Here is a 26,710-nt window from a genome sequence, read left to right on the forward strand (position 1 = left end):
ATACTATATGGTTGCCTCCATAACTCTAATCTATACCAAACATTAACATATAGATATTTTTAAATATAGTTAGACTTAGCTATAATAAACCTATCGAAATTATCGGTTATACCGTTTATTATAGGAGGTTTTATTATGTCTAACCATTTAGCACCATTTCATTTTGATATTGTAGGTTCTTTCCTACGTCCAGCAGAATTAAAAGAAGCACGTCAAGCTTTCACAGATGGCAAAATCAGTCGTGAAGATTTAACAGCCGTCGAAGATCGCCTTATTACAGACCTTATCAAAAAGCAAAAAGCAGCAGGTCTACCTGTGATTACAGATGGCGAGTTCCGCCGCGCATATTGGCATTTAGATTTCATGTGGGGATTCAATGGTGTAAAAGAAATTGAACTTGAACATGGCTACAAATTCCACGGCCAAGAAACAGCACCAGGTTCTCTTGCACTTACAGGCAAAATTACAGGCACTAATCACCCATTCGTAGAACATTTTAAATTCGTAAAACAATTCGAAGATGAACATACAACAGCTCGTCAAACCATCCCTGCCCCATCTCAATTCTTAGCAGAATTATTCCGAGAAGATAATGGTACTGTAACACGTTCCTTCTACCCAGATTTAGAGGAGTTAATCCAAGATATTGCAGCAGCCTATCGTCAAGTTATAAAAGATTTATACGATGCAGGTTGTCGCAACATTCAATTTGATGATTGTACATGGGGTATGTGCTGCGACCATGGCTATTGGACTGGCCGTCAAAAAGATAAAAGTGTAACCATCGAAGGAGAAACAGCAAAATACTTGCGTGTAAATAACTTGGCTCTTGAAGGTCGTCCTCAGGATCTAGCTTTTACAACACATGTATGCCGCGGTAATTACAACTCTACTTGGGCTGCTAGCGGCGGCTATGAACCAGTGGCACCAATTCTATTTGCCAAAGAAAACGTAGATGCATATTACTTAGAATTCGACGACGAACGGTCCGGTGGCTTTGAACCATTGCGTGAAGTATCACCTAATAAAAAGGTTGTATTAGGCCTCATTACAACAAAACGTCCAGAACTAGAAGATAAAGAAGTGATTAAGGCTCGCATTAAGGAAGCTACGAAATACATTCCTCTCGAAAGACTTTGCCTATCCCCTCAATGCGGATTTGCATCCTGCGAAATCGGCAATCAATTAACCGAAGAAGAACAATGGGCCAAATTAGCATTAGTTAAAGAAATCGCACACGAAGTATGGGGTGATTAGATGACAGAACGCACAATATACTTAGGTGGTGGTTGTTTCTGGGGATTACAAGGTTATATTCGCCAAATTCCTGGTATAGTATCGACTGAGGTGGGCTATGCCAACGGCCCTACTACCAACCCAAGTTATGAAGATGTATGTCATGACAGTGGCCATGTAGAAGCACTAAAAGTAATCTATGATACCGATATATTATCATTAGATCATTTAATTCAGTATTTCTTGCGTGCTATCGATCCATTTAGCATCAATAAACAAGGTGGGGATGAAGGAGTTCAGTATCGGACAGGTATATACTATACAGATAGTGCTGATAAAGCAATTATCGAGACTACATTAGCACGTGCTCAATCCTTTGAAAGCAAGCCCTTCGCCATCGAAGTATTACCACTCGATAACTATTACTCTGCAGAAGAATATCATCAAGATTATTTAGACAAAAACCCTAATGGTTATTGTCACATTCCTCTCGGCCTATCCCAAGAGCCACTTATAGACGATAGTGCCTATAACAAACCGACCGAAAAAGACTTGCAAATTTTATCACCGCAAGAGTTTGAAGTAACTCAAAATGCTGCTACAGATGCACCATTTAGTCATGAATTGACTGATGAGTTTAAATCCGGACTCTATGTAGATATTACAACGGGTGAACCACTATTCGGATCATCGCGTAAATTCGAATCACATTGTGGTTGGCCAAGTTTTACAAAACCAATAGCAAAGGATGTTATTCGATATTACAAAGATAACTCACACGGTATGCAGCGTATTGAAGTGCGTAGTCGAATCGGTAATGCCCACTTAGGTCATGTCTTTGAAGATGGACCTAATGGATCATTACGTTATTGTATCAATGGATCTGCGCTCAAATTTATACCTAAAAATGAATTATTAGGAACAAAGTATGAATACCTAATTCCTTATATCGACTAATATCTATACAATAAAAGGACGATACATTTCCTCGTTGGAAACTATCGTCCTTTTCTCATTAGGTTAATTATACAAAAAGGAGATATCACTTGGATATCTCCATTTATTATTAATATGAATTAATCGAGTACGTAAACTGTTACATCACGTCGACCAAAGTCCATGGCTTCACCATAGGAGTCCATAACAAGGTCAATACGATTCCCTACGATAGCACCGCCTGTATCAGCTGCTACAGCCTCACCATAGCCTGGAATAAATAAGCGCGTACCTAATGGAATCACATCAGGGTCAACAGCAACTACACCGCGTACTGCAGGAATGCCTGTAGCAGTAATACCAGCACCGTCGCCATCACCTGCTAAATAAGCAGATGCTTCCATAACGATGGAACGAGATGCACGGCCAGATACATTACGGGATGTCGTTACTTCACGAGTACCTTCTTTAATAATTGTAGGTACCATATTTGTCATTACAGACTTAGACAATTCATTCGTTCTAATAGCGGTGCCATTATTATATAATGTCTCAACCTGAACGCGTTCAGTGCCCGGTTGACCAACTTGAACAACTTCTTCTTCACCTTGAGCCATTGTGTCATCTTTTTGACGAATAACTTGAACTGGGATTTCTTGATCCACAGTATTCACTGCACGGCTTGTAACACGTACAATATTCACAGTACTACCAGCTTGAATAGCACCACTAGGTGCAGTGGTATAATTAGGAGCTTTAAAGCCTAATTCTTCTGCTAAGTCCTCTGCTGTAGTTTGTGTAGTATAAACAGTTCTAGTTTTTCCATTTACTGTAACAGATACTGGGAATGCTCTTACTACTGTAAGTGTTGTCCCTTCTTGTACAGAATTAGAATCGCTAATTACTTTATCTTTCGGATTTAATTTAATACCTGCGTTACGCACGATACCTTCATTCGAATTTAAATGTGTTTTAACAGTATGAGCTGCACCATCAGCCATGACTGTAACAGTTTTATCGTTGTAAGAAAAACCAGTCAAGGTTATTGCAGTTACCATCAATCCAGCAACCACAGACGATATATATCGCTTGTGCGTCTTTTGAATTCTCATTACGAAATACCTCCTGTAACAATCATATTCTACTACAGTTAGATATAACCTGTCAAACGCATAAGGTTAACAATCGTCGATAAACCTTTATAATATATGGTTTTTATTATTTTTAATCTTTTGTTTTTTTACACTTTGTCCACTGTATAAATACATATCTAGATTTTTCGATAACATACTACATAAGCAAAATTGTGGAGGTATATAAGATACTACTACAATATATAGTATACGATGTATATATTATTTATAAAGTGAATATTTATGAGTTTTTCTATTGTTACCACAAAATATATTAAAGTTCTAAATTTTCATTTACATTTCATATTACAATAAATAAAACGACTAAAACATACGTAAATTGGGTATTTATAATCTATATTTATACATCTATATAACAGCGTTTTGAAATTTCATTATTCTTTCATCTTAAACATTGGCTTAAATCGTTCTATGACTGTCATTTGCTCCCTACTATCTTGTGTATTAGCAGCCTCCATTAATTCTTCTTGTGCAGATAACGGCCCCTCTATATTAGATACTTTATAATAAGAACCATCGGATCTCATAAGATGTGCTTTTAATGTATCTACTAAATATAAGTCTAGAATACCTTTAATTCTTGCTTTATGACGTTTATCCTCAATAGGAATCATCAATTCAACCCGTTCATTTAAATTACGAGGCATCCAGTCCGCACTAGAAAGAAATATTTTTTCATTGCCTCCATTTCGGAAATAGAACAATCTATGATGTTCCAAGAAACGCCCTACTATTGAACGTACCGTAATATTATCACTAACCCCTGCAATGCCAGGTCTAAGAGTACAAATCCCCCGTACAATCAAATCAATACGCACCCCATTAGCAGAGGCCTCATATAATTTGGCAATGACTTTTTTATCCAGTAAGGAATTCATTTTTGCAATAATATATGCATCTTCACCACGTTTAGCACATTGAATCTCTTCATCTATAAGATCCATAATTCTCTCTCTCAAATTTAATGGTGCTACGATAAACTTATTCCAAATCGGTGGATCCGAATAACCTGAAATTAGATTGAAGAAGCGAGATGCATCATCACCATATTCGTCATTGCATGTAAAAATGCCACAATCCGTATATATGCGGGCCGTTTTACCATTATAATTACCCGTTGCTAAATGCACATAACGGCGTATACCATCTTCTTCACGGCGAACTACCATTGTAATCTTAGAATGGGTTTTTAACCCCTTTAACCCATAAATAACATGACAACCCGCCTTTTCTAATCTACGAGCCATAGTAATATTATGCTCTTCATCAAAACGGGCCTTTACTTCCATCAAAACAGTAACTTGCTTACCATTATCCGCTGCTTTTATAAGAGACGCAATAATGGGTGATTCTCCACTAACGCGATACAAGGTTTGTTTTATAGCCAAGACATTTGGATCTACCGCAGCTTGTGCTACAAATTGTTCAACCACACTAAAGGATTCAAAAGGATGATGTACAAATATATCTCTATTACGAATCACATCGAGTAAATTTTCTCCTTCGAATCCAATTAAATCGCTTGGTATTTTAGGCTCAAATGGTTTATAGCGCAAATTATCATACCCAGGGTAATTTGAAAAATCGAAATACATACGACAATCTAAATGACCATCTATATGGTATACATCTTTTTCTTCAAGTTCTACACTTGCCAATACGGTACGCAACAATTCAGGAGAACCAGCTCTAACAACCTCTAAGCGAACCGCATCACCACGGCGTCTACGCCGTAAAGAGGCTTCTACCTCTGTCAATAAATCCTTTGCGTCTTCTTCATCGATTTCCAAATCTGCATCACGAGTCAAGCGGAAAATCATGGCCTCTTCTATGCCATAACCTTGGAAGAACTGGATTGCATAATAACTTATAACATCCTCTAAATACACAAATCGATGTACCTTATTTGAGGAGGATGGTACCTCGATAATTCGATCTAATACTGACGGTATTGGCAAAATTGCAATCTTATAATCCTTTGTACCATCTGGTTGAACTTGAAAGATGCGAACAATAGCATTAATCGTATTATTTGCCAAAAAAGGAAATGGATGTCCTGAGTCAACGGCCAATGGAGTGACCACAGGATAGATTTGTTCCTCAAAATAATGACGTAACCAGGCCTTTGTCTTTACATCTAACTCTTCAGGATGAAAAAAACTAAACCCTTTTTCCTTTAAATCTGCTAAAACGCGATGTAGATATGTATATTGTAACGAAACTAAACGTTGTACAGATTCATCGATAGCTTTGAGCTGTGCCTTGGCATCCATATGAGCAGCATCATATTTAACAATACCATTCATAGCTTGATGACGTAATCCCGCTACGCGTATCATAAAAAATTCGTCTAAATTAGAACTGGCAATAGCGATAAAGCGTAAACGCTCCATTAAGGGATTGCTCGTATCCATCGCTTCTAATACAACCCGTTGGTTAAACTTTAACCAAGATAATTCACGGTTAAAATAGTACTTTGGACTTGTAAACAACTTATACACCCCCTATGGTCAAGGAAATTTCCATACCAAATATTTCGCTAAAATAGATAGAATCTCGATTAAACGTCCACCATTCAAGAGAAATATTTTCCTTTGTCCGTACGTGAACAATTAATTCTTTATCCTTCTCTTCTAATCGTATCTCGTCTATTTTTTGATTACTTCCCGCATCTAATGAACAGGCTACACGGACGATAGCAACAAGCTTTGTAACCTGTATTTTCTGTAATTCTGTTAGCACTCTAAAGTAATCATCATCATCTGAAGGTGTCCCTTTATAGTGGTAATAAACTACATTCGCAACTACTTGTTTTTCTTCCTCTGAAAGTCCAAATATATCAGTTCCCATGACGATATGATACGCATGCTCGCCATGATTTCTAAGGCTTACAAATTTACCAACAGAACACAAGATTGCCGCTATGCGACACAAATATCCCCACCGCTCTGGCAAGCCTTTATGACGCAATGCATTACAAAAGGCTAAACTAAAACGTTCAACCTCCCTATCATGTATAGAATCCGTGTGATAACGAGCCGCTATAGCACGTGCTAAGTCAGCATTTTGCTCACGTAACTGATACATATACGGATGATTTTCAGATTCTACACCGTAAAACCAACTAATACCTTGTGAAAAAGAATAACTACTAAATATTAAAGACTCTGGTTGAATAGCATTAATGATTTCTGCAAACAAAATCATTGTAGGCATAAGAATATTAGCTTTAAATTCCGGTATCTTATACCGATTCATCAATTTGGTAGCCGTAATACCATCAAAGGAGTCTACTAGCTCTTTAAATTGCTGTGGGTTAATTGTTGTAATAGGTTCACTATCACTATATCCCATCAATTGTAAGATTAAACGTGCTTCATCACCGGAAAATATGACATTCTTAATATTAAATAATTGCAATTCTTCTCGCAATGGACTAATCATACGATGCAAATATTCTGTAATAGCAGTGCTAAACGATATAGAAGCCCTTTGATTTCTGTTAAAAGACTCCATAACACGGAGAGAACCACTATGCATGTTTTGTTGGAATAACAAAGATGCTCCTCTCCAAGCTGTTAGACCAACCCCTCCAGATGTAACATCTGCAAAGAGACAAGCTGTATCCTCATCTGTCGCCTTATGATGGTACATCATTTCGTAATATACAAGAGCGTACTTAAAATATACCTCTTTAGGCATATCTATCACTTCAACACGCATGCCAGTTTGTATAAAAATCTGATCCAATATAGCTCTTCTATTAGTGGCCTCCCGAATTACGGTAGTGCCATATAAACGGCATCTAGACACACCATAATCAGCCATTAATTGTTTATAGCCCTTAAGAATGTCACAAATCTCTTCAATCGTTTTAAAGCTAAGACGTGAAGTTTGAAATAATTCTTCTCCAAAGGTCACTTCTCGAGCTGCATAATCGATGACACGTACATCATCAATACTTTTGTATTCTAATATTGTAATGCTCATGCTACTAGACCCAACATGTAAAATAGCATATCTGAGCACTTTTGATAATGTCATACCTACCTCCTACTGAGGGGACCACTCAATTTCTAACTGACGTTTAAATTCCTTTTTAAAAGGCTTCACTAATTTTTCAACAGCCCCTTTTGTTATATCAATATCTAGATGCTTTGGATACTGTATAATCAAACGCACCTCATCTGGACTAATTCGACTATCTAAATTCATAACCAGCTGTTCATGACTTTCATCAAGAGCCTCAGCAATAGCTAGAATAATTGACAACTTTTGCCCTATCGAACGCTGCTCATCATCCAGTAGTTTACCGTACAAGAAGTTTTTATATTCCTTAGGTGTTAAACCATGCGAATTCATAACGAGAAACGCACTAAAAGCCTGTTCAATATGTGTCATTCCGTATAGATTACTGTTAACCAGCATATAGCAACCATGTCGAGCATGACTATAATAATTCACACGTTTGCCAATATCATGCAATAATGATGCTACTTGCAAACAACGGCGCAGCGCATTATCGCCCTTATGCAAGGACCACCATTGTTCAAATAATGTATCAGCTAATCTGCAAATATATTTAGCATGAACGAGCTCATGACGTGTCATCTCCAATAAAACATTTTCTGCAGAGTGAATCAATATATCTGGAATAATAGGATTACCACCTAAATAGTTATGCCCATAATAATCATAAAATAAACCTTCTCGAAGGCCAGAACCACCTACAACTAAGGTTTTACAATTCACATAATTAAATAATTCATAGACGATACTCATTCCCGCAATTATGATATCAGCTCGCTCGGATGAAAGACCATTTATTTTTTTGCGTTGCCCTAACGGTTTAGATCTAACCTCATCCAATAATTCTGTAAAACGATGGTATGGAATCTCATAATTATGTAATTTAGTAATAGGATATGATAATTTACGTTGATCCATTTTGGCTATATTTCGTGCAGTACCACCAATACCTAACAGAGGCATTTTAGTGTTCTTAAGCCAAGGCTGTTCCTCTATGACCTTTCTAATGGCCTTAATCATTTTATTGTATTCTTTGTCTGTAAACTCATCGCCCTTCTGATAGGTTCCGGTTAATGTTAAAGCACCAATAGGTAAGCTAACAGACTGTTCAATTTGACGATTTCTTACTAATGTAATTTCAGTACTGGCTCCGCCTAAGTCAAAAATAACAAAATCCTTGAGACCAATCGTATTAATAACACCCAAAAAGCCTAAACGAGCCTCTTCTTCTCCTGAAATACATTCTAAATCAAGCCCGGTCTCACGTTTCACGGTTTCAATAAATTCATCACCATTTTTAGCTAATCGAACAGCTGCTGTAGCAACAGCTTTAATAGAATTTACTTCAAGCGCTTTTGCCATATGTACATAAGACTGTAGCGATACTAAGGCACGATTCATAGCAGGTTCTGTCAGTTTATGATTGCCCCACATATTTTCGCTTAAGCGAATGGAATTTTTTTCCTGATAAATTAAGCGATAACTACCTGTATCTGATATTTCATAAATAACGAATCGAACGGAATTCGATCCTAAGTCAATAAATGCAATGCGTTCCATCTTATCATCCTTTATAAGCCCAAATCGATATAGACTATATATGTTAGTATACCATAGAAAAACGCGATCCTTTCTACGAAAGAATCGCGTCCTACCAAGGATATATGTATAAACCATAATTAGTCCACATATATCCTATAACTAGCAGTATTTATTTTATTCCAAATACACGTTTGCCATTTTCATAAGCAATCGAAGCAAACTCATCTACATCCATACCGCGTAAGGATGCAATTTCCTGAGCCACAAATTGTGTTTTACTCGGATCATTACGACGGCCTCTAAATGGAGGTGGTGTTAAATACGGAGAATCCGTTTCAATAAGAATACGGTCAAGTGGCACTTGTTTAGCAACCTCTTTTAACTTCGTAGACTTTGGAAATACAACAGGTCCAGCAAAGGATATATAGAATCCCAATTTAATAGCCTCTTTAGCCATCTCCCAACTACCGGAATAACAATGGAAAATCCCCCAATTGTCCTTGCCTTCGTTGCTCAATATATCCATGATATCACCATGGGCATCACGGTCATGGATGATAATAGGCAAATCTACCTCTCGAGCCAACTCGAGTTGACGTATAAACACCTTCTTTTGCGTTGGTCTATCAGAAAAATCATAATAATAATCTAGGCCGATTTCACCGATAGCACGCACTTTATCATTGCGTAATGCTAACTCTTTAAAGTATTCATAATCATCATCGGTAAAATCTTTCGCTTCGTGAGGGTGTGTGCCTACAGCCGCATATAAACGGTCATCTGTTTCAGCCAATGCAACACCAGATTCAACAGTTTGTCTATCAACACCAGGAATCATAATGTATTCAACGCCTGCATCGAAACAAGATTGTAACATATCAGCTCTATCGTTATCAAAACGATTATCGTTAATATGTGCATGTGTATCAAAGAGTTTCATTATTTTACAATGCTCCCTGCTGGTAATGATTCAATATTGGTAACTTCTAAATGTTCTTCCCAATCAGAAGCGGATAAAATCATACCGTAAGATTCTATGCCCATCATCTTTTTAGGGCTCAAGTTTGCTAAGTAAATTACCTTTTTACCAACCATAGATTCTGGCTCGTAATATTGAGATATACCACTTAATACAGTGCGTTCTTCAAGACCAATATCCAATACAAATTTCAATAATTTTTTAGACTTAGGTACCTTTTCACAACTTACAACCTTAGCGACACGAAAATCCAATTTTTCAAAATCATCATAGCTAATATTTTCTTTTAAAGGTGGAATATTAGACGTATCAACAGATTCTGTAGTTTTTTCTTCTACAGAAGCGATTTCTACCATTTCTGGAACTTCAAAACGTGGATAAATTGGCTCACCTTTTACGACCTTTGTACCAGTTGGAATACCACCCCATGTACGTACATCATCTAATTGGACATGCTCAAAACCACCTAGGCCCAACTGTTCCCAAATTTTTGGAGCCCCCACTGGAATAACAGGGCTTACGAGAACGGCAATGATGCGTAAGCTTTCAGCAAGATGATACATAACGGATTGCAAACGACGAATATCTGTCTCATCAGAGCTCTTAGCCAAGACCCAAGGCATAGTTTCATCGATATATTTATTCATACGGCTGATAAAAGCCCATACTGTTTTAAGGGCCTTATTTAATTCCATAGCTTCCATTTGAGCTTCAAAATCTGCTACCGTTTGTTCTGCCAAGGAAGAAATTTCTTTATCTAAATCATCTACATCATCAGTTTTTGTGATGATGCCACCATGATATTTTTCAATCATCGCAATAGTACGATTTAAAAGATTACCTAAATCATTAGATAAATCCGCATTAATTTTGGTTACAAAGTTAGGCAATGTGAAGTTTCCATCATGGCCTAATGTAATTTCACTTAACAAATAATAACGCAAAGAATCGGCACCATATGTATCAATCAATGGATTTGGATCGATAACATTACCTAGAGATTTACTCATCTTGGTACCATCTACAATCATCCAACCATGACCAAATACCTTTTTAGGCAATGGCAACTCAAGGCTCATGAGCATCATAGGCCAAATAATAGTGTGGAAACGAACAATTTCCTTGCCCACCAAATGAAGATCTGCTGGCCAGAATTTCTTATATAGTTCACCATCCCCATCGAAAGGAGATAATGCGCTAATATAGTTTACTAATGCATCGAACCAAACATACACAACGTGTTTCGGGTCGAATGGAACCTTAATCCCCCAGTCAAAAGATGTACGAGAAACAGCCAAATCCTCAAGACCTTGTTTTACGAATTGAATCATTTCATTGCGACGAGATTCAGGTTGAATAAAATCAGGATTTTCTTCGATAAATTTAAGCCATTGGTCTGTATATTTACCAAGTTTAAAGAAATAGCTTTCCTCTTTAACGCGCTCTACAGGACGTCCACAATCTGGACAGGTATGATTTTCACCAAGTTTTTGTTCAGTCCAGAAGGATTCGCAAGGTGTACAATACCAACCTTCGTATTCTGCTTTGTAAATATCGCCTTTTTCGTAAGCTTTCGTAAATAATTCTTGGACTACCTTTTCATGACGTGCATCGGTAGTGCGAATGAAGTCATCATTGGAAATATGCATTTTTTCCCATAATGATTTAAATCCATTAACAATATTAGTCGTATATTCTAATGGTGTAATACCTTGTGCCTCAGCAGCACGTTGAATTTTTTGACCATGTTCATCAGAACCAGTTAGGAATCGTACATCATAACCAGCTAAACGTTTAAAACGAGCAATTGTATCAGCTACAGATGTACAATATGTATGACCTATGTGCAATTTAGCACTAGGATAATAAATTGGAGTTGTAATATAAAATGTCTTCTTTGTATCGCCCATCATAATCTCCTTCTATTCATCACTTGTGAAAGTGTTATCGCTCTACAATATTATAAACCTCACGGCGAGAAACGCCAAAGCGTTTTGCTACTTCGCGAATAGCTTCCTTCTTTGGTACTCCTGTTTCTACTAATTCGGCTACGGCTGCTTCATAGGATATAGGTTGTTCTTCCATATCATCAGTCGGTTCACCCGTCTCACAACCACCTATCACTAAGACAAATTCACCCTTATAGATAATTTGATTTAGGTCCTCACAAATGGAAGCTAAATCACTGCGTAAAAAGGTTTCAAACTTTTTAGTTACCTCACGAGCAATCGTAATCGGTCGATTGCCAAAGGCCTCATACATATCACAGAGAACCTCTTGTAAACGATGAGGTGCCTCATAAAATATTAGCGTTCCTCGTTGTTTCGCCATAAGCTGAAGAGCATCATTGCGATGTTTCCCACGCTTTGGTAAAAAACCGAAGAATGTAAATTGTTTAGTATCTAAATCAGATGCAATAAGCGCCGTTAATGCTGCATTAGCCCCCGGTAAGGGTACAACGGATATATCTTGTGCAATGGCCTTCGATGCAAGATCTGCACCAGGGTCAGATATAGCAGGCATGCCCGCATCACTAACACAAGCAATATTCTTACCCTCTAATAACATCTCTATAATAACAGTTCCTTTTTCTTCCTTATTATGTTCATGATAAGAAATCAAAGGCTTACTAATTTCAAAATGCTTTAACAGTATACCAGTGTGCCGTGTATCTTCGGCTGCAATAGCATCAACCTCTCCCAGTATCCGTACAGCACGATACGTCATATCCTCTAGATTGCCAATGGGCGTAGGCACTAAATACAAGGTGCCCTTGTTATTTTCGTTCATACCAACGAGACACCTCCTCCGTGTACACATTAGGTTGGCTATATACGATTAATGGCGGCTCAACGATTAACCCTTGTTCACCGACCTTTATGGCCTCAATCAAAACGATTTTAGCCGGTTTATGAATCATACCATGAACCATGCGTATTCGTTTAACAGCAAATCCAACCGCTGTTAATGCATGTATGAGCTCTGATAAACGAGGTGCACTATATACCATCCATAAACGCCCCTTATTTTTGATTAATCGCGAGGCCGCTTTACATACATCATCAATAGAAGTACACCTATCATGTAATGCTAAGCAACGATGATTATCATTAGGTACTTCACCTCGTCGATGATCGAAATAAGGAGGATTCACTAGAACACCATCAAAAGGTTTGGAACCAAATTGCTGATAATTCATAGTGCGATAATCACCTTGAAGTATGGATATAACATTGGATTTATGATTATATAGAACACTGCGTTCAGCCATGTTAGCCATTACTTCATTAATCTCAACACCTGTAATATGACCAGCACCTAGAGATGTACCTATTAACGGTAATACCCCTGTACCTGTGCCTAAGTCTATATACCGATGACGCTGATTAAATCGGCAAAAATGAACCAATGCAATAGCATCAAAGGAAAAGCGAAATTGATCGTGCCGCTGATATATCTTTAAATCATCGATAATCAAATCATCGAGTTGCTCTTGATTATTCATCTGGCAATGCCACATCAGACCATTTTAAATCGATGGTTCGACCTGCCTCCAACTGAACCTTAACGGTATGTTTATGATAATTTACCTTAAGAACCTTACCAATACCTTCATCAGTTACGACCTCTTTACCGATACCTGGTGGCTCTACGTCGCGAGGCGATGGAGTTCTATCCTTCTTTACATAAAGGTCTCCACCCTTTTTATATAAATCGTCTTCATAGTTTAAACAACACATAAGTCGACCACATACACCAGAAATCTTGGTCGGATTCAAGCTCAAGTTTTGATCCTTAGCCATGCGAATCGATACCGGTGAGAAATCACCTAAAAAGTTAGAACAACATAAAGGTCTGCCACAGGCACCTATGCCATTTAACACTTTAGCTTCATCTCGAACACCTACTTGACGTAACTCAATGCGCGTTCTAAAAACAGTAGCTAAATCCTTTACTAGTTCACGGAAATCGATGCGCCCATCGGCAGTAAAGAAGAATACAATTTTATTCATATCAAATGTGTATTCTACATTAATTAGCTTCATCGGCAATTTGCGCTTCGCAATCTTTTCTAAGCATATAGCAAAGGCTTTTTCTTCTCGTTCCTCATTTTTTTCTAATTGTTGTAAATCCTTAGGTGTAGCCTTCCTCATGACTTCTTTTACAGGCATCACTAAAGAATCCTTTGCAACCTCTTTTGGTCCAATTACAACCGTACCATATTCAACGCCACGCGCTGTCTCTACAATGACGCCATCATCGATTGTTAGAGTTTCTTCGCCAGGTAAGAAATAGTAAATCTTACCAGCCTTTTTAAATCGTACGCCAACGATGGTTACCATTTAAACCTCCTCACGAGCATCGTGAAGGGCGATACTAAGACCGTCCATCACGAGAGCGATTTTTATGTGTAACCGCAGTGCCTGTTCCGCGCGCAATGTTTCATGAGATACAGTTGCTAAAGCGGCCATTGGCCAATGCGGTAATAATTCTAATAATACTGTTCTATGCATGGGTACTTGCAGTTGCTCTATGGTTGCACCACATTTAAGGGCCATCATATCGCGACTTAACAATCGTAACCAATGCATTAAATCCAATGCATCATCACGGGTCAATGACTCACACCATATGGCAATCTTTGAAAACCATCGTGAATCAGAGCCTAATGTTCGCATCCATTGTATGGCTAATTCCAACATGGCTATCGTTCCCTGTTGTACTAATGCTTCCACAACAGCAGGGTTACCATGGCCCATCGAAATAGCTTCATCTATGTTTCCTGTAATACCACGTTGCTGCAATGCGTAGCGAATACTTTCATCCGAAACGGATTGAAAGCCCACACCCATACACCGTGAAATAATTGTTGGCAACACAAGATTAATCTTGTTCGTAATAATAATGAAGTACACCTGTGCCGGTGGTTCTTCAATCGTTTTTAACATGGCATTCGCCATAATAGCATTGGCCATGTGAAAGTCTTCAATGATAACGACGCGGTTTCCAAGACCAGCAACAGATAGATGATCTTGCAATAGGGAATACCATTGTTCTACTTTTAAGGTTGATTTCATAGGACGAATCCAAAATGCATCTCCCTTATCCATATAAATAGGTAAACCTTCCGCTTCTATTTTCTTTTCACTTTCACCATTGGCAAGGCGTGCATTTTTTACCTCGTCTAGATATTCAGCCCCATTATGGCCTGGAAATACCTGCCGTCCTAAAATCAACGATGCTAACCCTATAGCCATATCAAGTTTACCAAGTCCAGCCTCTCCATAGAACAACAAGCTATGTGGTAATGTTTGCCGTTTTACCAATTCAGTTAGGTGGTTTTTAATCGTATCTTGACCGATTACATTATCAAAATATGTCATAATCCCTCCTATCCTGTCCAATATTACTATTATATAGGAAAATGGCGACTTTTTAAAGAGTCGCCATGTCCTAAGATATGTGATTTTATCTATCTCAATATCCTTTTTACCACATCGTATATGTCATTATGTATAGATTCTATACTGCGCATTGTAAAAGTTCCAGATTTATCTTGTTGGGCACAGGAAATACGATGCCATTGATAACGTTCAACTAATTCATCATAGGCATTGTGAACAGCTTGCAAATACACTCTATTTCCTTCGTGTATATCCCCTGTCTCTCCCCCTGTTTTACCAGTTCGCTCAGACATCAAAGATTCCGTCACGACTAATGGAACATCAAGCAAACATACCGCATCAGGACGAGGTAAACCAAACTTAACAAATTCAAAGTCTTCCAACCATTCTAAAAATTGAACACGTTTATCCGCATCCGTATATTTCACCATTTGATGAACCATATTTGACGTCGTATACCGGTCAGCAATAATGATGCCACCATCATTATAAAATGACTGCCAATCCATTCTAAAGGATGCAAAACGATCGATAGCATACATAGAACTTGCTACATAGGGATTAACCGAGTCTACATCTGTGCCAAATTGGCCCGATAAATACATCTTAATCGGCATCGATGCATCACTATCATAATTTGGAAAGCTAACACTGCGCACACGATGACCTTCTGCTTGTAATCGTTCTACCAAGCACTTTGTTTGTGTAGCTTTGCCACTGCCATCGCCACCTTCTAGTATGATTAAAGTCCCCATCTCTACTCCTCTACAACTTGTATCGTTTCTAAATTCATATCGGCTGCACCATTTGGCATATACCCCAATACACGCCGTTGTTGTATATATTGTAACACAGATTCTGTAATCTCTTCACCTACGGCTATACAAGGAATTCCCGGTGGATAATAAGCAATGGTTTCACCGCAAATATGATGTAACGCCGCCTCAAACATACAGGATTTACGATCCTTATAAAGGGCTTCCCTCGGTGTCATACGTACAACAGGAGTAGGCAGAATGGTAGCTGACTGAATAGTCTCAGTACGTTCCTCTATTTGTTCACCAGCACGATTTGTTAAGGATGACTTACTACAAATCTCATCGCTTATAGCCTGTACAGCCTTTACAAGAGTCATGATAGATTCTTCTGTATCACCTATCGTGATGAGTACTAACACATGATGCGCCTGCACAAGTTCAACTTCGATATGGTGAGCACGTAATCGTTTTTCGAAATCCACACCGGTAAGCCCCAATTCCTTGGCATCAATCAACACCTTTGTTACATCATAGTTAGGTCTATCTACATCCTTGCTTGACATGATAGAAATGCCCTTTATGGCTTCCAATGCACGTCGTAGTTGTAAACTTAATGACACAGCATGATTTACCAAATTTCTACCTTCCGTAGCCAACTGATGGCGCGCCATATCAAGGGAAGCTAAAAATATATAATTAGGACTCGTACTTTGTAACATCTGATGCATTTGTGTAATGCGGCGTTTATTAATTAAATCGCCTTGCCCTAATAGCCAAGAGGTTTGCGTCAAAGAACCTACCGATTTATGCGTGCTTTGTGCCACTAAGTCTGCACCTGACGCAATGGCTTCAACAGGTAAATTTTCTGAAAATGGTAAATGAGGTCCGTGCGCTTCATCAACAAGAACAATCATCCCTCGTTTGTGTGCTTCTTGTACGATGTTTACAATATCTACACCTACACCATAATAGTTTGGATACACTAAGAGAATCGCCTTAGCCTCTGGATGAGCATCCATGGTTTTAATAGCATCCTCCACTGATACACCTAGAGGGATACCCCACCGATCATCAAATTGGCAATCCATATAAACAGGCTTTGCACCAGATAACACTAATCCACTAATAACGGAACGATGTGCTTCTCGAGGAATGATAATCGTTTCATCAGGACCTACTGTCCCCATAATCATCGCTTCAATTAAAGCGGTTGTGCCATTAATAGAGAACCAGCAATCATCAGCTCCATATAATTCAGCAGTTAAGTCTTGCGCCTCTTTTAACTCTCCTTCAGGTTCATGTAGATCATCTAGAGCATACATAACCCCTAAATCATATGGCAGTGCTGCTCCCATCCATTCCTTTAGTAACTGAGGCGCTTCAACACCAATCTTATGACCAGGTGTATGAAAAGGCACAAAATGTTGTTCCTTATATGATTCTAAAGCCTCTACAAAAGGCATTTTTTCTTGATTGCTCATATATACCTCGTAAAAAGGGCATGAATCTCAATGAGACTCATGCCCTTATGCATGTTATTTATCGCTGTGGACGACGCTTAGGATTAAACTGATTCATCCCTTTGTCTATGCCCACCTCTAAGGTGCCTAATACAGCTTTTACTGTGTCTTTGATACCTTTTTGTACTTTCTCTTGATTTTCTTCACTAAATGGTGCTAACACGTGATCAATGACGGTCCATTGTGGTAATGGACGACCAATACCTACGCGAAAACGCGGAAAATTTTCTGTTCCTATATGGGAGATTAAAGATTTAATCCCATTATGCCCACCAGAACTACCATTTGGTCGAATACGTAATTTGCCTACCGGTAAATCCATATCATCATAAATGCAATACACATCAGATGGATCAATCTTATAGTACCGCATCAATGGACCTACAGACTCACCACTTGCATTCATAAATGTTTGAGGCTTTACAAGCAATACCTTCTCACCAGCTACATTAATACTGCACACCTCTGCCTTTTGTTCTTCCCTCCAAGGAGTGTGAGAAACGCTATCTGCAATGGCATCGATGACCATAAATCCAATATTATGTTTTGTCGCTTCATATTGCTTGCCTGGATTACCAAGGCCTACTACTAACTTCAAGAATCACCTATTATTTATCAAATAAATTACTTACTGAAACTTCATGAAAGATACGCATAATTGCTTCGCCCAATAATGGCGCTACAGATAGTTGCGTTACATTGTCTAATTTGCAATTTTCTGGTAATGGCATTGTGTTTGTTACGATAAGCTCTTTAATGTTGGAGTTTGCAATGCGTTCACTTGCTGGATCTGTTAATACAGCATGGGTAACAGCAGCCATAACAGATTTAGCACCAAATTCTTTTAATGCTTTAGCACCTTCTACAAGAGAACCTGCTGTATCTACAATATCATCAACGATGATACAGTTTTTGCCTTTTACATCACCAATGAGGTTCATAACTTTAGCTACGCCTGGTTCAGGACGTTTTTTCTCGATGATTGCAATTGGTGCACCAATGCGGTCAGCCAAATCACGAGCTCTTGTAACACCGCCAAGATCTGGTGATACTACAATAACATCTTCAAGATTTTTTTCATTAATGTATTTAGCTAAAATAGATGCACCATATAAATGATCTACTGGCACATCAAAGAAGCCTTGAATTTGACCTGCATGCAAGTCAATTGTTACAAGACGTGTAATACCAGAAGTTTGCATCAAGTTTGCTACTAATTTTGCAGTAATTGGTTCACGACCACGAGTTTTGCGGTCTTGGCGAGCATAACCGTAGTAAGGAACTACAGCTGTAATATGACGAGCAGAAGCACGTTTTAACGCATCAGCCATAACCATTAATTCCATTAAATTATCGTTTACAGGATAGCTAGTTGGTTGAATGATAAATACATCTTTGCCACGTACGCTTTCATCAATCATAATTTGTACTTCGCCATTATTAAAGCGACCTACAAACGCTTCACCTAAAGGCAAACCTAAATAATCACAAATTTCCTTTGCCAACTCTGGATTTGCGTTACCTGTGAAAATCTTAAGTTTTTTGCCGTCTTCAAATGCCATTTTGATACCCTTTCATTTCTCCGTAATCTTAGTTAGTTACTCAATGTATATGTAACGGAATATTACAGATATACAACCTTATTGCCTTATTATTGTATACTATTTTTCCTATCTTGTGTGAAAAATTTTTAATAAATTCCTATTTCTTTTTGAAAGTATCGTCTGTAACCCAATTTTCTTTCACAATTTGCTTGCTACGACCTACAGCTAATGCCTTATCAGGAACATTTTTTGTAATCGTAGAACCTGCACCTACATAGCTATAATTACCAATTGTAACAGGTGCTACCAAATTGCTGTTACAGCCTACAAATGCACCGTCGCCGATAGTTGTACGATGCTTGATTTTTCCGTCATAATTTACCGTAATCGTACCGCAACCAATATTGACACCAGAACCTACATCGCTATCGCCAATATAGGATAGATGAGGGAATTTGGTGCCTTCCCCAACATTGGAATTTTTAACCTCAACGAAATTACCAATATGAACCTTGTTGCCAATAACCGTATTAGGACGCAAATGAACATATGGACCAATATCTACGCCATCTTTTACTTCGCAGTCATGACCATAGGTAAAATGAATTACTGTATTATTGCCAACAGTTACATTCGTCAAGCGTGTATGAGGTCCAATTTCACAATTTTCACCAATCACCGTATTGCCTTCTAAAACGGTACCAGGATGTAGAATTGTATCAGACCCCACAGTAACCTCTGGTGCTACATAGGTATTATCAGGATCAATAATCGTTACGCCAGCGGTCATTAATTCTACATTTTTACGATGTTTTAAAATAGATTCTGCTTCAGCCAATTGCAAGCGAGAGTTTACCCCTAACGATTCTTCAAAATTTTCAGTCATATAAGCGCTTACTTTATCGCCGCCATTTACGAGAATACCAACCACATCTGTAATATACAGTTCACCTTGTGCATTATCGTCGGATAATAGGCTAAGACAAGGCCATAGTTTTTTACTATCAAAAGCATACATACCAGTATTAACTTCTTGTACAGCTAACTCTTCTGGTTTGCCATCCTTTTGTTCTACAATGCGTACCACATGACCGTCTTCGTTACGAATGATACGTCCATAACCTGTTGGATCTGGCATATGGGCCGTTAAAATTGTAGCCGCTGCTCCAGATGCAGTATGTTCTTTTAAAAGAGCTTCTAAACTTTCCTTAGTTACGAGTGGCGTATCCCCACACAACAATAAAATAGTGCCATCAAAAGATCCTAATACAGGTTCGGCCATTTTTACTGCATGACCTGTACCATTTTGCTCTTCTTGACGTACAAATTCAGCACGACCTTCTAGATAGTCTTGTACTGCATTACCACCAAAGCCAACGATAACAACATCCTTATCGGTTCCAAGAGATTGAACAGTTTCTAGAACGCGTTCAACCATAGCTTTACCGCCAACTTTATGAAGTACCTTTGGCAATTTGGACTTCATTCGTGTACCCTTACCAGCTGCTAAAATAAGACTTGCAATATTCATAGTAAACTCCTATCTATCAATCGTATCAAATACAGGTTCGATGTGAATTTCATTTGTACTTTCATCAATGCCATGGAACGTAAATAGTGATTCATAATCATTGATTAACTTAGGATTTGGTTCAGCAGTAGCCACTAGAACACCTGTTCCCACCACTTTACCATTCATCTCATGTACAAGCTCGGTCAGGCCTTTAGCCGTACCGCCAGCCTTCATGAAATCATCAATAATTAGCACCTTCGCATTTTGTGGAATAGCGCGTTTAGTTAATGTCATCGTTTGAATTCGACCAGATGAACCCGTTACATAGTTAATACTAATGGCAGATCCTTCTGTAACCTTACTATCACGACGCGCGATAACAAGTGGCTTGTTGAAAGCCCTAGCCACCATAACCGCCAAAGGAATCCCTTTTGTTTCTACCGTCAAAATATAATCTGGATTGCGATCTACAAAGCGAGTCATAATAATTTCGCCTAACCGAGTCATCACATGCCAATCATATAAAATATCCGACATATAAATAAATCCACCGGGAATAATACGATCTGGTTCACGCAAACGTTGCTGCACATCGCGTAAGATTTCATTGGCCTGCTCGCCTTTTCGATGAGGTATGAATCGAACACCGCCAGCTACCCCCGCTACCGTTTCTAGAGTACCCAACTGAAAATGTTCCATCGATTGACGGACACAGGTTAAATCTTCACTTACTGTAGATTTCGCCATTCCGAAAAAATCACAAAAATAATTAAGAGATATAAGTTTTTGTGGAGAATCGACTAATAATTTAGTCATTGCCACCATTCTTTCAACACGTCGAACTTTATTCATAAGCCTTCCTTTGCTGAATACTCGATTTATATTGATATCTATATTATACCATGAATTTCCGAATATTCGCATTGAGAAAAAATATATAATTCGGAAAAAGCTCTAGTCATAGACTAGAGCTTTCAACAGTTTATATATAGTTATAAAATATATACTTTTACAGTTTGACGACCAAATCGCAAAGCTTCTGCACGAGAATTAAAGGCTAGGTCAATACGGCTACCTTTAATAGCTCCGCCAACATCATCAGCCACGGCATAGCCATAACCTTCAATAAACATCTTTGTACCTAATGGTATAATCCGTGGATCTACTGAAACAATACCTTTTTTTAAGCGACTGCCAGTTGCCGTATAATTGCTATTTCCTGGGTCTTGAGCACTATATGCACTAGCATGCATCGTCATAACGCGTACATACTTATTGGGAACCCCATTATGACTACGCGAAATGGCGGAATCGCCAAAACGAGTTTCTTCCTTTTCTAAAGCACTCATCGTAGCCGTACCTACACGCCCATCTACAGCGAGCCCTTTAGCCTTTTGAAACTTACGTACTGCTAATTCAGTGTTATGCCCAAAAATACCATCTGCTGAATCATTAAGATATCCTTGATGCACTAACATGGTTTGAATTTTCTGTACATGATGACCTCGTTGTCCCTTATCAACTGACTTCGCCTGTGCGAAGGCCATCATATTAGTCATACATAGCACAGTACATAGTATTAAAATTCTCTTAATCATGTACATTCCCCTTTATTGCTTAAGTTAGCAATTATGATATACCCCAATATGACATTCTTTTCGTTTAGCCCCTACAATTCGTAAGTAGCCATAACCAATGATAGCAGAAATGATGGAACCAATCAATACGCCACCTTTAGCCATCTCTTGAGCATGACCTGGATCAAAAGCTAGAACGGAAACAAATATACTCATAGTAAAACCAATACCACATACAATGGATGTACCATAAATAAATTTCCAGTTAGCTTCTGCTGGCATAGGTACAATACCTAACTTAATCATGCCAAACATAGCACCAAAGATACCGATTTGTTTCCCTAAAACAAGACCTAATGCAACGCCTAAAACAACTGGATGACTTAAATCAGCCATACCAAATCCATCAAGGTTAACACCAGCATTAAAGAATGCGAAAATTGGAACAATAACAAAACTTACCCAGTTAGATAAATAATGTTCCCAATGTTGCATTGGTCTCACATATTTACGACCAATCTTGCCCCGTTCAGGAATTGTCATCGCCAAGATTACGCCTGCCATTGTAGCATGCAAGCCAGAACGAAGAATACAGTACCATAAAATGATCCCAAGAATGATATAAGACAAAGATCTAACGTAACCAGACCGATTACAATAAATCAATAACCCCGTTACAACTACAGCAGCAAATAAATAGAAAAGATTAAGATTTGCTGCGTAGAATATAGCAATAACAATGATGGCAATTAAGTCATCAATAACAGCTAAGGCTGTCAAAAATACTTTCATAGAGTTAGGAACTCTTGAGCCTAATGCAGTTATTACACCTATAGCAAAAGCAATATCTGTCGCAGTAGGAATAGCCCATCCATGAACGTAAACTTCACTAAATCCAGCAATAAGATAGTAAATAATAGCAGGTACTAATACACCAAATAATGCAGCAATACCTGGCATGATACGCTTAGCATTCGTATTTAGTTCACCACTTACCAATTCACGTTTTACTTCTAATCCAACAAAGAGGAAAAAAATCGCCATTAATGCATCATTAACCCACTCCATCGTTGTTAATGGACCTAGTTTTAAATTAACCAGAGACATATATTGTGTTGCCAATGGAGAATTCGCTACGATTAAGGCAATAAGTGTAGCTCCTAGTAAAACGGCAGTAGCCGAACCAGGAGAACGTAAAAGTACAAATATCCGTTCCATATGATTCCTTCCTAATATGATAAGTTTATTATTTGTTCTTAATAGATCTTATTTTATAAGCCACAATTAAAACTATAGCACCTAATAAACCAGAAATAATAGAGCCTATAAAGATACCAATTTTAGACATTTCTTGAGTTACACCAGGTGGAAATGCCAATGTAGCCACAAATAAGCTCATAGTAAACCCAATACCACAGACAATGGCTGTACCATAAACCTCGGGCCATGTTGTATTAGTAGGCATCTTAATAATCTTAGACTGAACTAAAACGTAAACAGCGGAGAATATACCAAGCTGTTTTCCCAAGATAAGGCCTAAAGAAACACCTAAAACAACAGGGTGGAACAAATGATCTACAGAAACATCTGAGAAGGATACACCAGCATTTAAGAAGCTAAATAGAGGAATAATCAAAAAATTAACCCAATTTTTCAATTTATCCGCCCATGCGTGCATAGGATAAACAGTTTCTCCATCCAACTTACCCATTGCAGGAATAGTCATAGCTAACACAACACCAGCGATAGTAGCATGAACACCAGATTTTAAAACAAAATACCAAAGAACGGCACCGAGTACACCATATAAAACTGGTCTCACATAGCCTTGTTTATTGGTATACCACAACGCTCCCGTCACAATAGCAGCAACGATTAAATGAGGAAAATCTACACCACCACCATAAAATATGGCAATCACTATGATAGCAATTAAATCATCGATAACAGCCAATGCCGACAGGAATGCCTTCATCGCTTGTGATACGCGTTTACCAAGCATCATAATGACACCAATTGCAAAGGCAATATCGGTAGCAGTAGGTATTCCCCAACCATGCGTATATTCTGGTACAGATCCAGCAATTAAGAAGTAAACTAACGCAGGCGTTACCACCCCGGCAAATGCAGCTAAAACTGGTAACAATCTCTTTGAGTTGGTGTTTAGCTCACCGGAAATCATTTCAGTCTTAATTTCAATCCCTACATATAGGAAAAATAAAGCCATAAGACCATCATTTACCCACTCCAATACATCCATTGGACCTAAATAAATATGCATCAGAGAAAAATACTGTTCAGCTATTGGAGAATTGGCAGTTATAACACCAAGAATCGCAGCAAGTAATAGCATAATACCGCCAGATGATTCAGACTGAATAAATGCTTTAATATATTTCATAGTAACTTCCACTTTCTCAATCATAATATAAATACAGGTTTTAACACATAAAAAACCTAGTTGATTTATATTATTATATCATTTTAGTTCGAAATCAATCAATAAACTAATGATGAAGCACGCTGATTAGATACAGGAAGAATATAATAACTTAATGATTAAATCCTCTAATTAAAGAAATAAAAAATACAACTAGAGGAATAGTTAAACAAATACCTGCTATAGTATTTGTAACTGGATTGGACCAAAGTGGCATAATAAATCCAAGTAATACTAAGGTACCACAACAGATTGGTGTACGCCAAACATATTTTATCTCAGCCGATACTTTAGATTCTGTAGCACTAGCTCTGCCAAATTTCTTTTTAATAGTCATAATAATACCAGTCACAATGCCTACAATAAGAACAATATCCCAGATAGCCCATAATATTTTAAGAGCCATTGTATTATGATTATGAATATGGAGATTAATCATTGTAGTCATGCCCGTAAAATACCAGGGGATATTTTTTGTAGAATACATATCCTTAGTAGAATCAGTATATAAATTAGCATAGACTGGTTGGCCCAAGAACATAGCTGGATCATCATCATTTTCAGCACCTAAATAAAATGCATAATGATGATTATTAAATTTAGATGGATAATCTATAGATATAAGCTGACGATCAGGATAAGCTTTCATAATTCGAGAGATAGCTTCAGATGGTTGTAAAATGTCAGATTGACCAACTGAAAGTTCTTGCTTTGCAGTGTGTAGTACATCTGCATTATAGCTGTCATTAGCAATAAAAAATCCACCTATCCATACACCTGTAATACATAAGATAAATCCCCATACAGTAGCAACCATAGCAAATTCTCGGTGTAATGTACTTAATTTCATATAGTTAGACAATACAGTGGATTTGGCAAAGCTTTTACGAAATGGACCGTATAAAAAAATACCAGAAATAATAGATAACCCACATACTAAAGATAAAATTGTTACAATATAAATTCCTGTTTTACCAAGGTCTAATCGTGTATGTAGTTGATGAAGTGTATGTAATACACTTCGAACCCAAGGATGTGCAGGCGTTTCATGATGCGTAGTAATAAGCCCCTTTGTTTCAGGATTATATAATACATAATCCCCTCCCATCCCCATACGCGCTGGAGGTGCTACAGTTGCGGAAGAATCAATAATGCGATACCGTAAAATATGTGCAGCCCCCATAGCTGGAGAAATATTTAAAATATCCTTAGACGGATATTTTTCTTTCACTAATAGGGCACCTTCATCAGCATAATTAAAAATAGATATTTCTTGTTGGCTCATCGCCATTGATGACGAGGAATGATGTGACCCTCCTTGAGCCCATGCATTTAATTCAGTTCGGAACATAAGGACAAGACCTGTAATACAGAACATTAAGAAAAATAGCACAGAAACTATAGATAACCATTTATGAATTTTATAAATTTTTGACATACATATGCCTCCTTCCTCATTATGTTATACATTAATTATTATATCAATACAATACAGCAACCACTATGGGTATAGAGTATATAAACAAGCTCCACTTGAATGTATATATTATAGTATGATACAATATGTACATCATGCGGGCGTAGTTCATCGGTAGAATGCGAGCTTCCCAAGCTTGAGAGGAGGGTTCGATTCCCTTCGCCCGCTCCATATAAAATATAAATATATAACAAAAAAGGCTAACCATTTGGTTAGCCTTTTTTAGCTTAATCAGCGACTTCCTATCACTCCTCACTGTGGATTTCTCATCGCTGCTTTGCAGCTGGAGAAATCTTACGTTCGGATGAAGGTGATGTGTGGCTCCCATACGTCGCTACGCTCCTCTGTTAGCTCACACCCTACCTTTCCCAGGTGCCCTGGTCGGACTCTACATGTAAGTATATATAATAAAAAAGGCTAACCATACGGTTAGCCTTTTTAGCTTAATCAGCGACTTCCTATCCTCCCAGGCCGTCTCCAGCCAAGTACTTTCGGCGTTTACGAGCTTAACTACTGTGTTCGAGATGGGAACAGGTGGACCCTCGTAGCTATCGCCACTGAATCTGTCAGAGTTTGTACTCTGAAAACCACATAGAAGGT

At 38.1% G+C, this 26,710-nt stretch carries 22 protein-coding genes, 1 tRNA gene and 1 rRNA gene; 3 read left to right on the forward strand and 21 right to left on the reverse strand.

The window, feature by feature from the left end; all coding sequences use genetic code 11:
- Positions 1–135: 135 nt before the first annotated feature.
- Positions 136–1,257: a 5-methyltetrahydropteroyltriglutamate--homocysteine S-methyltransferase gene (locus O3598_RS02600; RefSeq protein ID WP_009660955.1), complete on the forward strand. Its 1,122-nt coding sequence runs from the start codon at positions 136–138 to the stop codon at positions 1,255–1,257.
- Complete coding sequence (msrB, locus tag O3598_RS02605; protein WP_371451654.1) at positions 1,258–2,193, forward strand: peptide-methionine (R)-S-oxide reductase MsrB; 936 nt, start codon at positions 1,258–1,260, stop codon at positions 2,191–2,193.
- Positions 2,194–2,312: 119 nt separating this feature from the next.
- On the opposite strand, the gene O3598_RS02610 is transcribed toward msrB, so the two are convergent.
- The 20 genes from O3598_RS02610 to O3598_RS02705 all read right to left on the reverse strand — a co-directional run bounded on the left by O3598_RS02610 (position 2,313) and on the right by O3598_RS02705 (position 26,071).
- Positions 2,313–3,284: a 3D domain-containing protein gene (locus O3598_RS02610; RefSeq protein ID WP_371451656.1), complete on the reverse strand. Its 972-nt coding sequence runs from the start codon at positions 3,282–3,284 to the stop codon at positions 2,313–2,315.
- A 416-nt stretch (positions 3,285–3,700) separates the two neighbouring features.
- Positions 3,701–5,818 (reverse strand): polyphosphate kinase 1, encoded by a 2,118-nt coding sequence (ppk1, locus tag O3598_RS02615; protein ID WP_371451657.1) that lies wholly within the window; start codon positions 5,816–5,818, stop codon positions 3,701–3,703.
- A 1-nt stretch (position 5,819) separates the two neighbouring features.
- Positions 5,820–7,370: a Ppx/GppA phosphatase family protein gene (locus O3598_RS02620; RefSeq protein WP_009660900.1), complete on the reverse strand. Its 1,551-nt coding sequence runs from the start codon at positions 7,368–7,370 to the stop codon at positions 5,820–5,822.
- A gap of 9 nt (positions 7,371–7,379) precedes the next feature.
- Entirely contained in the window at positions 7,380–8,915 is a 1,536-nt protein-coding gene (locus O3598_RS02625) for a Ppx/GppA phosphatase family protein (RefSeq protein ID WP_016475399.1), read from the reverse strand.
- Positions 8,916–9,066: 151 nt separating this feature from the next.
- On the reverse strand, positions 9,067–9,837 hold the full coding sequence (locus O3598_RS02630; protein ID WP_005380831.1) for a TatD family hydrolase: 771 nt from the start codon (positions 9,835–9,837) through the stop codon (positions 9,067–9,069).
- Entirely contained in the window at positions 9,837–11,786 is a 1,950-nt protein-coding gene (metG, locus tag O3598_RS02635; RefSeq protein ID WP_323725708.1) for a methionine--tRNA ligase, read from the reverse strand. Before metG ends, O3598_RS02630 begins: the two co-directional genes overlap by 1 nt.
- 34 nt (positions 11,787–11,820) lie before the next feature.
- Complete coding sequence (rsmI, locus tag O3598_RS02640; RefSeq protein ID WP_287532112.1) at positions 11,821–12,666, reverse strand: 16S rRNA (cytidine(1402)-2'-O)-methyltransferase; 846 nt, start codon at positions 12,664–12,666, stop codon at positions 11,821–11,823.
- Positions 12,653–13,381, reverse strand: a complete 729-nt coding sequence (locus O3598_RS02645; RefSeq protein WP_323724957.1) for a tRNA1(Val) (adenine(37)-N6)-methyltransferase — start codon at positions 13,379–13,381, stop codon at positions 12,653–12,655. Before O3598_RS02645 ends, rsmI begins: the two co-directional genes overlap by 14 nt.
- Positions 13,374–14,219, reverse strand: coding sequence for a PSP1 domain-containing protein (locus O3598_RS02650; RefSeq protein WP_005382480.1), 846 nt, complete (start codon positions 14,217–14,219; stop codon positions 13,374–13,376). Before O3598_RS02650 ends, O3598_RS02645 begins: the two co-directional genes overlap by 8 nt.
- On the reverse strand, positions 14,220–15,260 hold the full coding sequence (locus O3598_RS02655) for a DNA polymerase III delta subunit-related protein (protein ID WP_323724956.1): 1,041 nt from the start codon (positions 15,258–15,260) through the stop codon (positions 14,220–14,222).
- An 89-nt stretch (positions 15,261–15,349) separates the two neighbouring features.
- Entirely contained in the window at positions 15,350–16,036 is a 687-nt protein-coding gene (locus O3598_RS02660; RefSeq protein ID WP_005380943.1) for a dTMP kinase, read from the reverse strand.
- 2 nt (positions 16,037–16,038) lie between these two features.
- On the reverse strand, positions 16,039–17,520 hold the full coding sequence (locus tag O3598_RS02665; RefSeq protein WP_005380983.1) for an aminotransferase class I/II-fold pyridoxal phosphate-dependent enzyme: 1,482 nt from the start codon (positions 17,518–17,520) through the stop codon (positions 16,039–16,041).
- 58 nt (positions 17,521–17,578) lie between these two features.
- Positions 17,579–18,157 carry an aminoacyl-tRNA hydrolase gene (gene pth, locus O3598_RS02670; RefSeq protein ID WP_005378490.1) on the reverse strand — a complete coding sequence of 193 codons (579 nt, stop codon included), beginning with the start codon at positions 18,155–18,157 and terminating at the stop codon, positions 17,579–17,581.
- Positions 18,158–18,167: 10 nt separating this feature from the next.
- Entirely contained in the window at positions 18,168–19,121 is a 954-nt protein-coding gene (locus O3598_RS02675; protein ID WP_005378517.1) for a ribose-phosphate diphosphokinase, read from the reverse strand.
- Between the two features lie 139 nt (positions 19,122–19,260).
- Positions 19,261–20,634: a bifunctional UDP-N-acetylglucosamine diphosphorylase/glucosamine-1-phosphate N-acetyltransferase GlmU gene (gene glmU, locus O3598_RS02680; RefSeq protein WP_005378511.1), complete on the reverse strand. Its 1,374-nt coding sequence runs from the start codon at positions 20,632–20,634 to the stop codon at positions 19,261–19,263.
- 9 nt (positions 20,635–20,643) lie between these two features.
- Positions 20,644–21,468 (reverse strand): pur operon repressor, encoded by an 825-nt coding sequence (gene purR / locus O3598_RS02685; protein WP_005378496.1) that lies wholly within the window; start codon positions 21,466–21,468, stop codon positions 20,644–20,646.
- A 140-nt stretch (positions 21,469–21,608) separates the two neighbouring features.
- Positions 21,609–22,214, reverse strand: a complete 606-nt coding sequence (locus O3598_RS02690; RefSeq protein WP_005380958.1) for a 3D domain-containing protein — start codon at positions 22,212–22,214, stop codon at positions 21,609–21,611.
- A gap of 24 nt (positions 22,215–22,238) precedes the next feature.
- A complete protein-coding gene (gene nhaA / locus O3598_RS02695; protein ID WP_005380993.1) occupies positions 22,239–23,411 on the reverse strand; it encodes a Na+/H+ antiporter NhaA in 1,173 nt (390 codons plus the stop codon).
- 28 nt (positions 23,412–23,439) lie between these two features.
- On the reverse strand, positions 23,440–24,594 hold the full coding sequence (gene nhaA / locus O3598_RS02700; RefSeq protein ID WP_005378504.1) for a Na+/H+ antiporter NhaA: 1,155 nt from the start codon (positions 24,592–24,594) through the stop codon (positions 23,440–23,442).
- Between the two features lie 151 nt (positions 24,595–24,745).
- The gene (locus O3598_RS02705) at positions 24,746–26,071 is read right to left on the reverse strand and encodes a PepSY-associated TM helix domain-containing protein (protein WP_371451660.1); all 1,326 of its coding nucleotides are present in this window, start codon (positions 26,069–26,071) and stop codon (positions 24,746–24,748) included.
- Positions 26,072–26,207: 136 nt separating this feature from the next.
- Between O3598_RS02705 and O3598_RS02710 the strand changes: the two genes are divergently transcribed.
- Positions 26,208–26,281 (forward strand) — tRNA-Gly (locus O3598_RS02710).
- 274 nt (positions 26,282–26,555) lie between these two features.
- Here the strand turns inward: O3598_RS02710 and rrf are convergent.
- A 5S ribosomal RNA gene (gene rrf / locus O3598_RS02715) occupies positions 26,556–26,672 on the reverse strand.
- Positions 26,673–26,710 lie beyond the last annotated feature (38 nt).

Source organism: Veillonella atypica (genome assembly GCF_041431435.1).
Lineage (GTDB): Bacteria > Bacillota > Negativicutes > Veillonellales > Veillonellaceae > Veillonella > Veillonella atypica.

Bases quoted from the DNA above. Each gene is read 5' to 3' on its own strand.
- O3598_RS02630 (WP_005380831.1), bottom strand. From the start codon at position 9,837: ATGAAACTCTTTGATACACATGCACATATTAACGATAATCGTTTTGAT.
- glmU (WP_005378511.1), bottom strand. From the start codon at position 20,634: ATGAATATTGCAAGTCTTATTTTAGCAGCTGGTAAGGGTACACGAATG.
- O3598_RS02705 (WP_371451660.1), bottom strand. From the start codon at position 26,071: ATGTCAAAAATTTATAAAATTCATAAATGGTTATCTATAGTTTCTGTG.
- O3598_RS02665 (WP_005380983.1), bottom strand. From the start codon at position 17,520: ATGAGCAATCAAGAAAAAATGCCTTTTGTAGAGGCTTTAGAATCATAT.
- rsmI (WP_287532112.1), bottom strand. From the start codon at position 12,666: ATGAACGAAAATAACAAGGGCACCTTGTATTTAGTGCCTACGCCCATT.
- nhaA (WP_005380993.1), bottom strand. From the start codon at position 23,411: ATGGAACGGATATTTGTACTTTTACGTTCTCCTGGTTCGGCTACTGCC.
- purR (WP_005378496.1), bottom strand. From the start codon at position 21,468: ATGAATAAAGTTCGACGTGTTGAAAGAATGGTGGCAATGACTAAATTA.
- O3598_RS02625 (WP_016475399.1), bottom strand. From the start codon at position 8,915: ATGGAACGCATTGCATTTATTGACTTAGGATCGAATTCCGTTCGATTC.
- O3598_RS02655 (WP_323724956.1), bottom strand. From the start codon at position 15,260: ATGACATATTTTGATAATGTAATCGGTCAAGATACGATTAAAAACCAC.
- O3598_RS02600 (WP_009660955.1), top strand. From the start codon at position 136: ATGTCTAACCATTTAGCACCATTTCATTTTGATATTGTAGGTTCTTTC.
- nhaA (WP_005378504.1), bottom strand. From the start codon at position 24,594: ATGAAATATATTAAAGCATTTATTCAGTCTGAATCATCTGGCGGTATT.
- O3598_RS02675 (WP_005378517.1), bottom strand. From the start codon at position 19,121: ATGGCATTTGAAGACGGCAAAAAACTTAAGATTTTCACAGGTAACGCA.
- O3598_RS02690 (WP_005380958.1), bottom strand. From the start codon at position 22,214: ATGATTAAGAGAATTTTAATACTATGTACTGTGCTATGTATGACTAAT.
- O3598_RS02610 (WP_371451656.1), bottom strand. From the start codon at position 3,284: ATGAGAATTCAAAAGACGCACAAGCGATATATATCGTCTGTGGTTGCT.
- O3598_RS02650 (WP_005382480.1), bottom strand. From the start codon at position 14,219: ATGGTAACCATCGTTGGCGTACGATTTAAAAAGGCTGGTAAGATTTAC.
- msrB (WP_371451654.1), top strand. From the start codon at position 1,258: ATGACAGAACGCACAATATACTTAGGTGGTGGTTGTTTCTGGGGATTA.
- O3598_RS02660 (WP_005380943.1), bottom strand. From the start codon at position 16,036: ATGGGGACTTTAATCATACTAGAAGGTGGCGATGGCAGTGGCAAAGCT.
- O3598_RS02645 (WP_323724957.1), bottom strand. From the start codon at position 13,381: ATGAATAATCAAGAGCAACTCGATGATTTGATTATCGATGATTTAAAG.
- metG (WP_323725708.1), bottom strand. From the start codon at position 11,786: ATGGGCGATACAAAGAAGACATTTTATATTACAACTCCAATTTATTAT.
- O3598_RS02620 (WP_009660900.1), bottom strand. From the start codon at position 7,370: ATGACATTATCAAAAGTGCTCAGATATGCTATTTTACATGTTGGGTCT.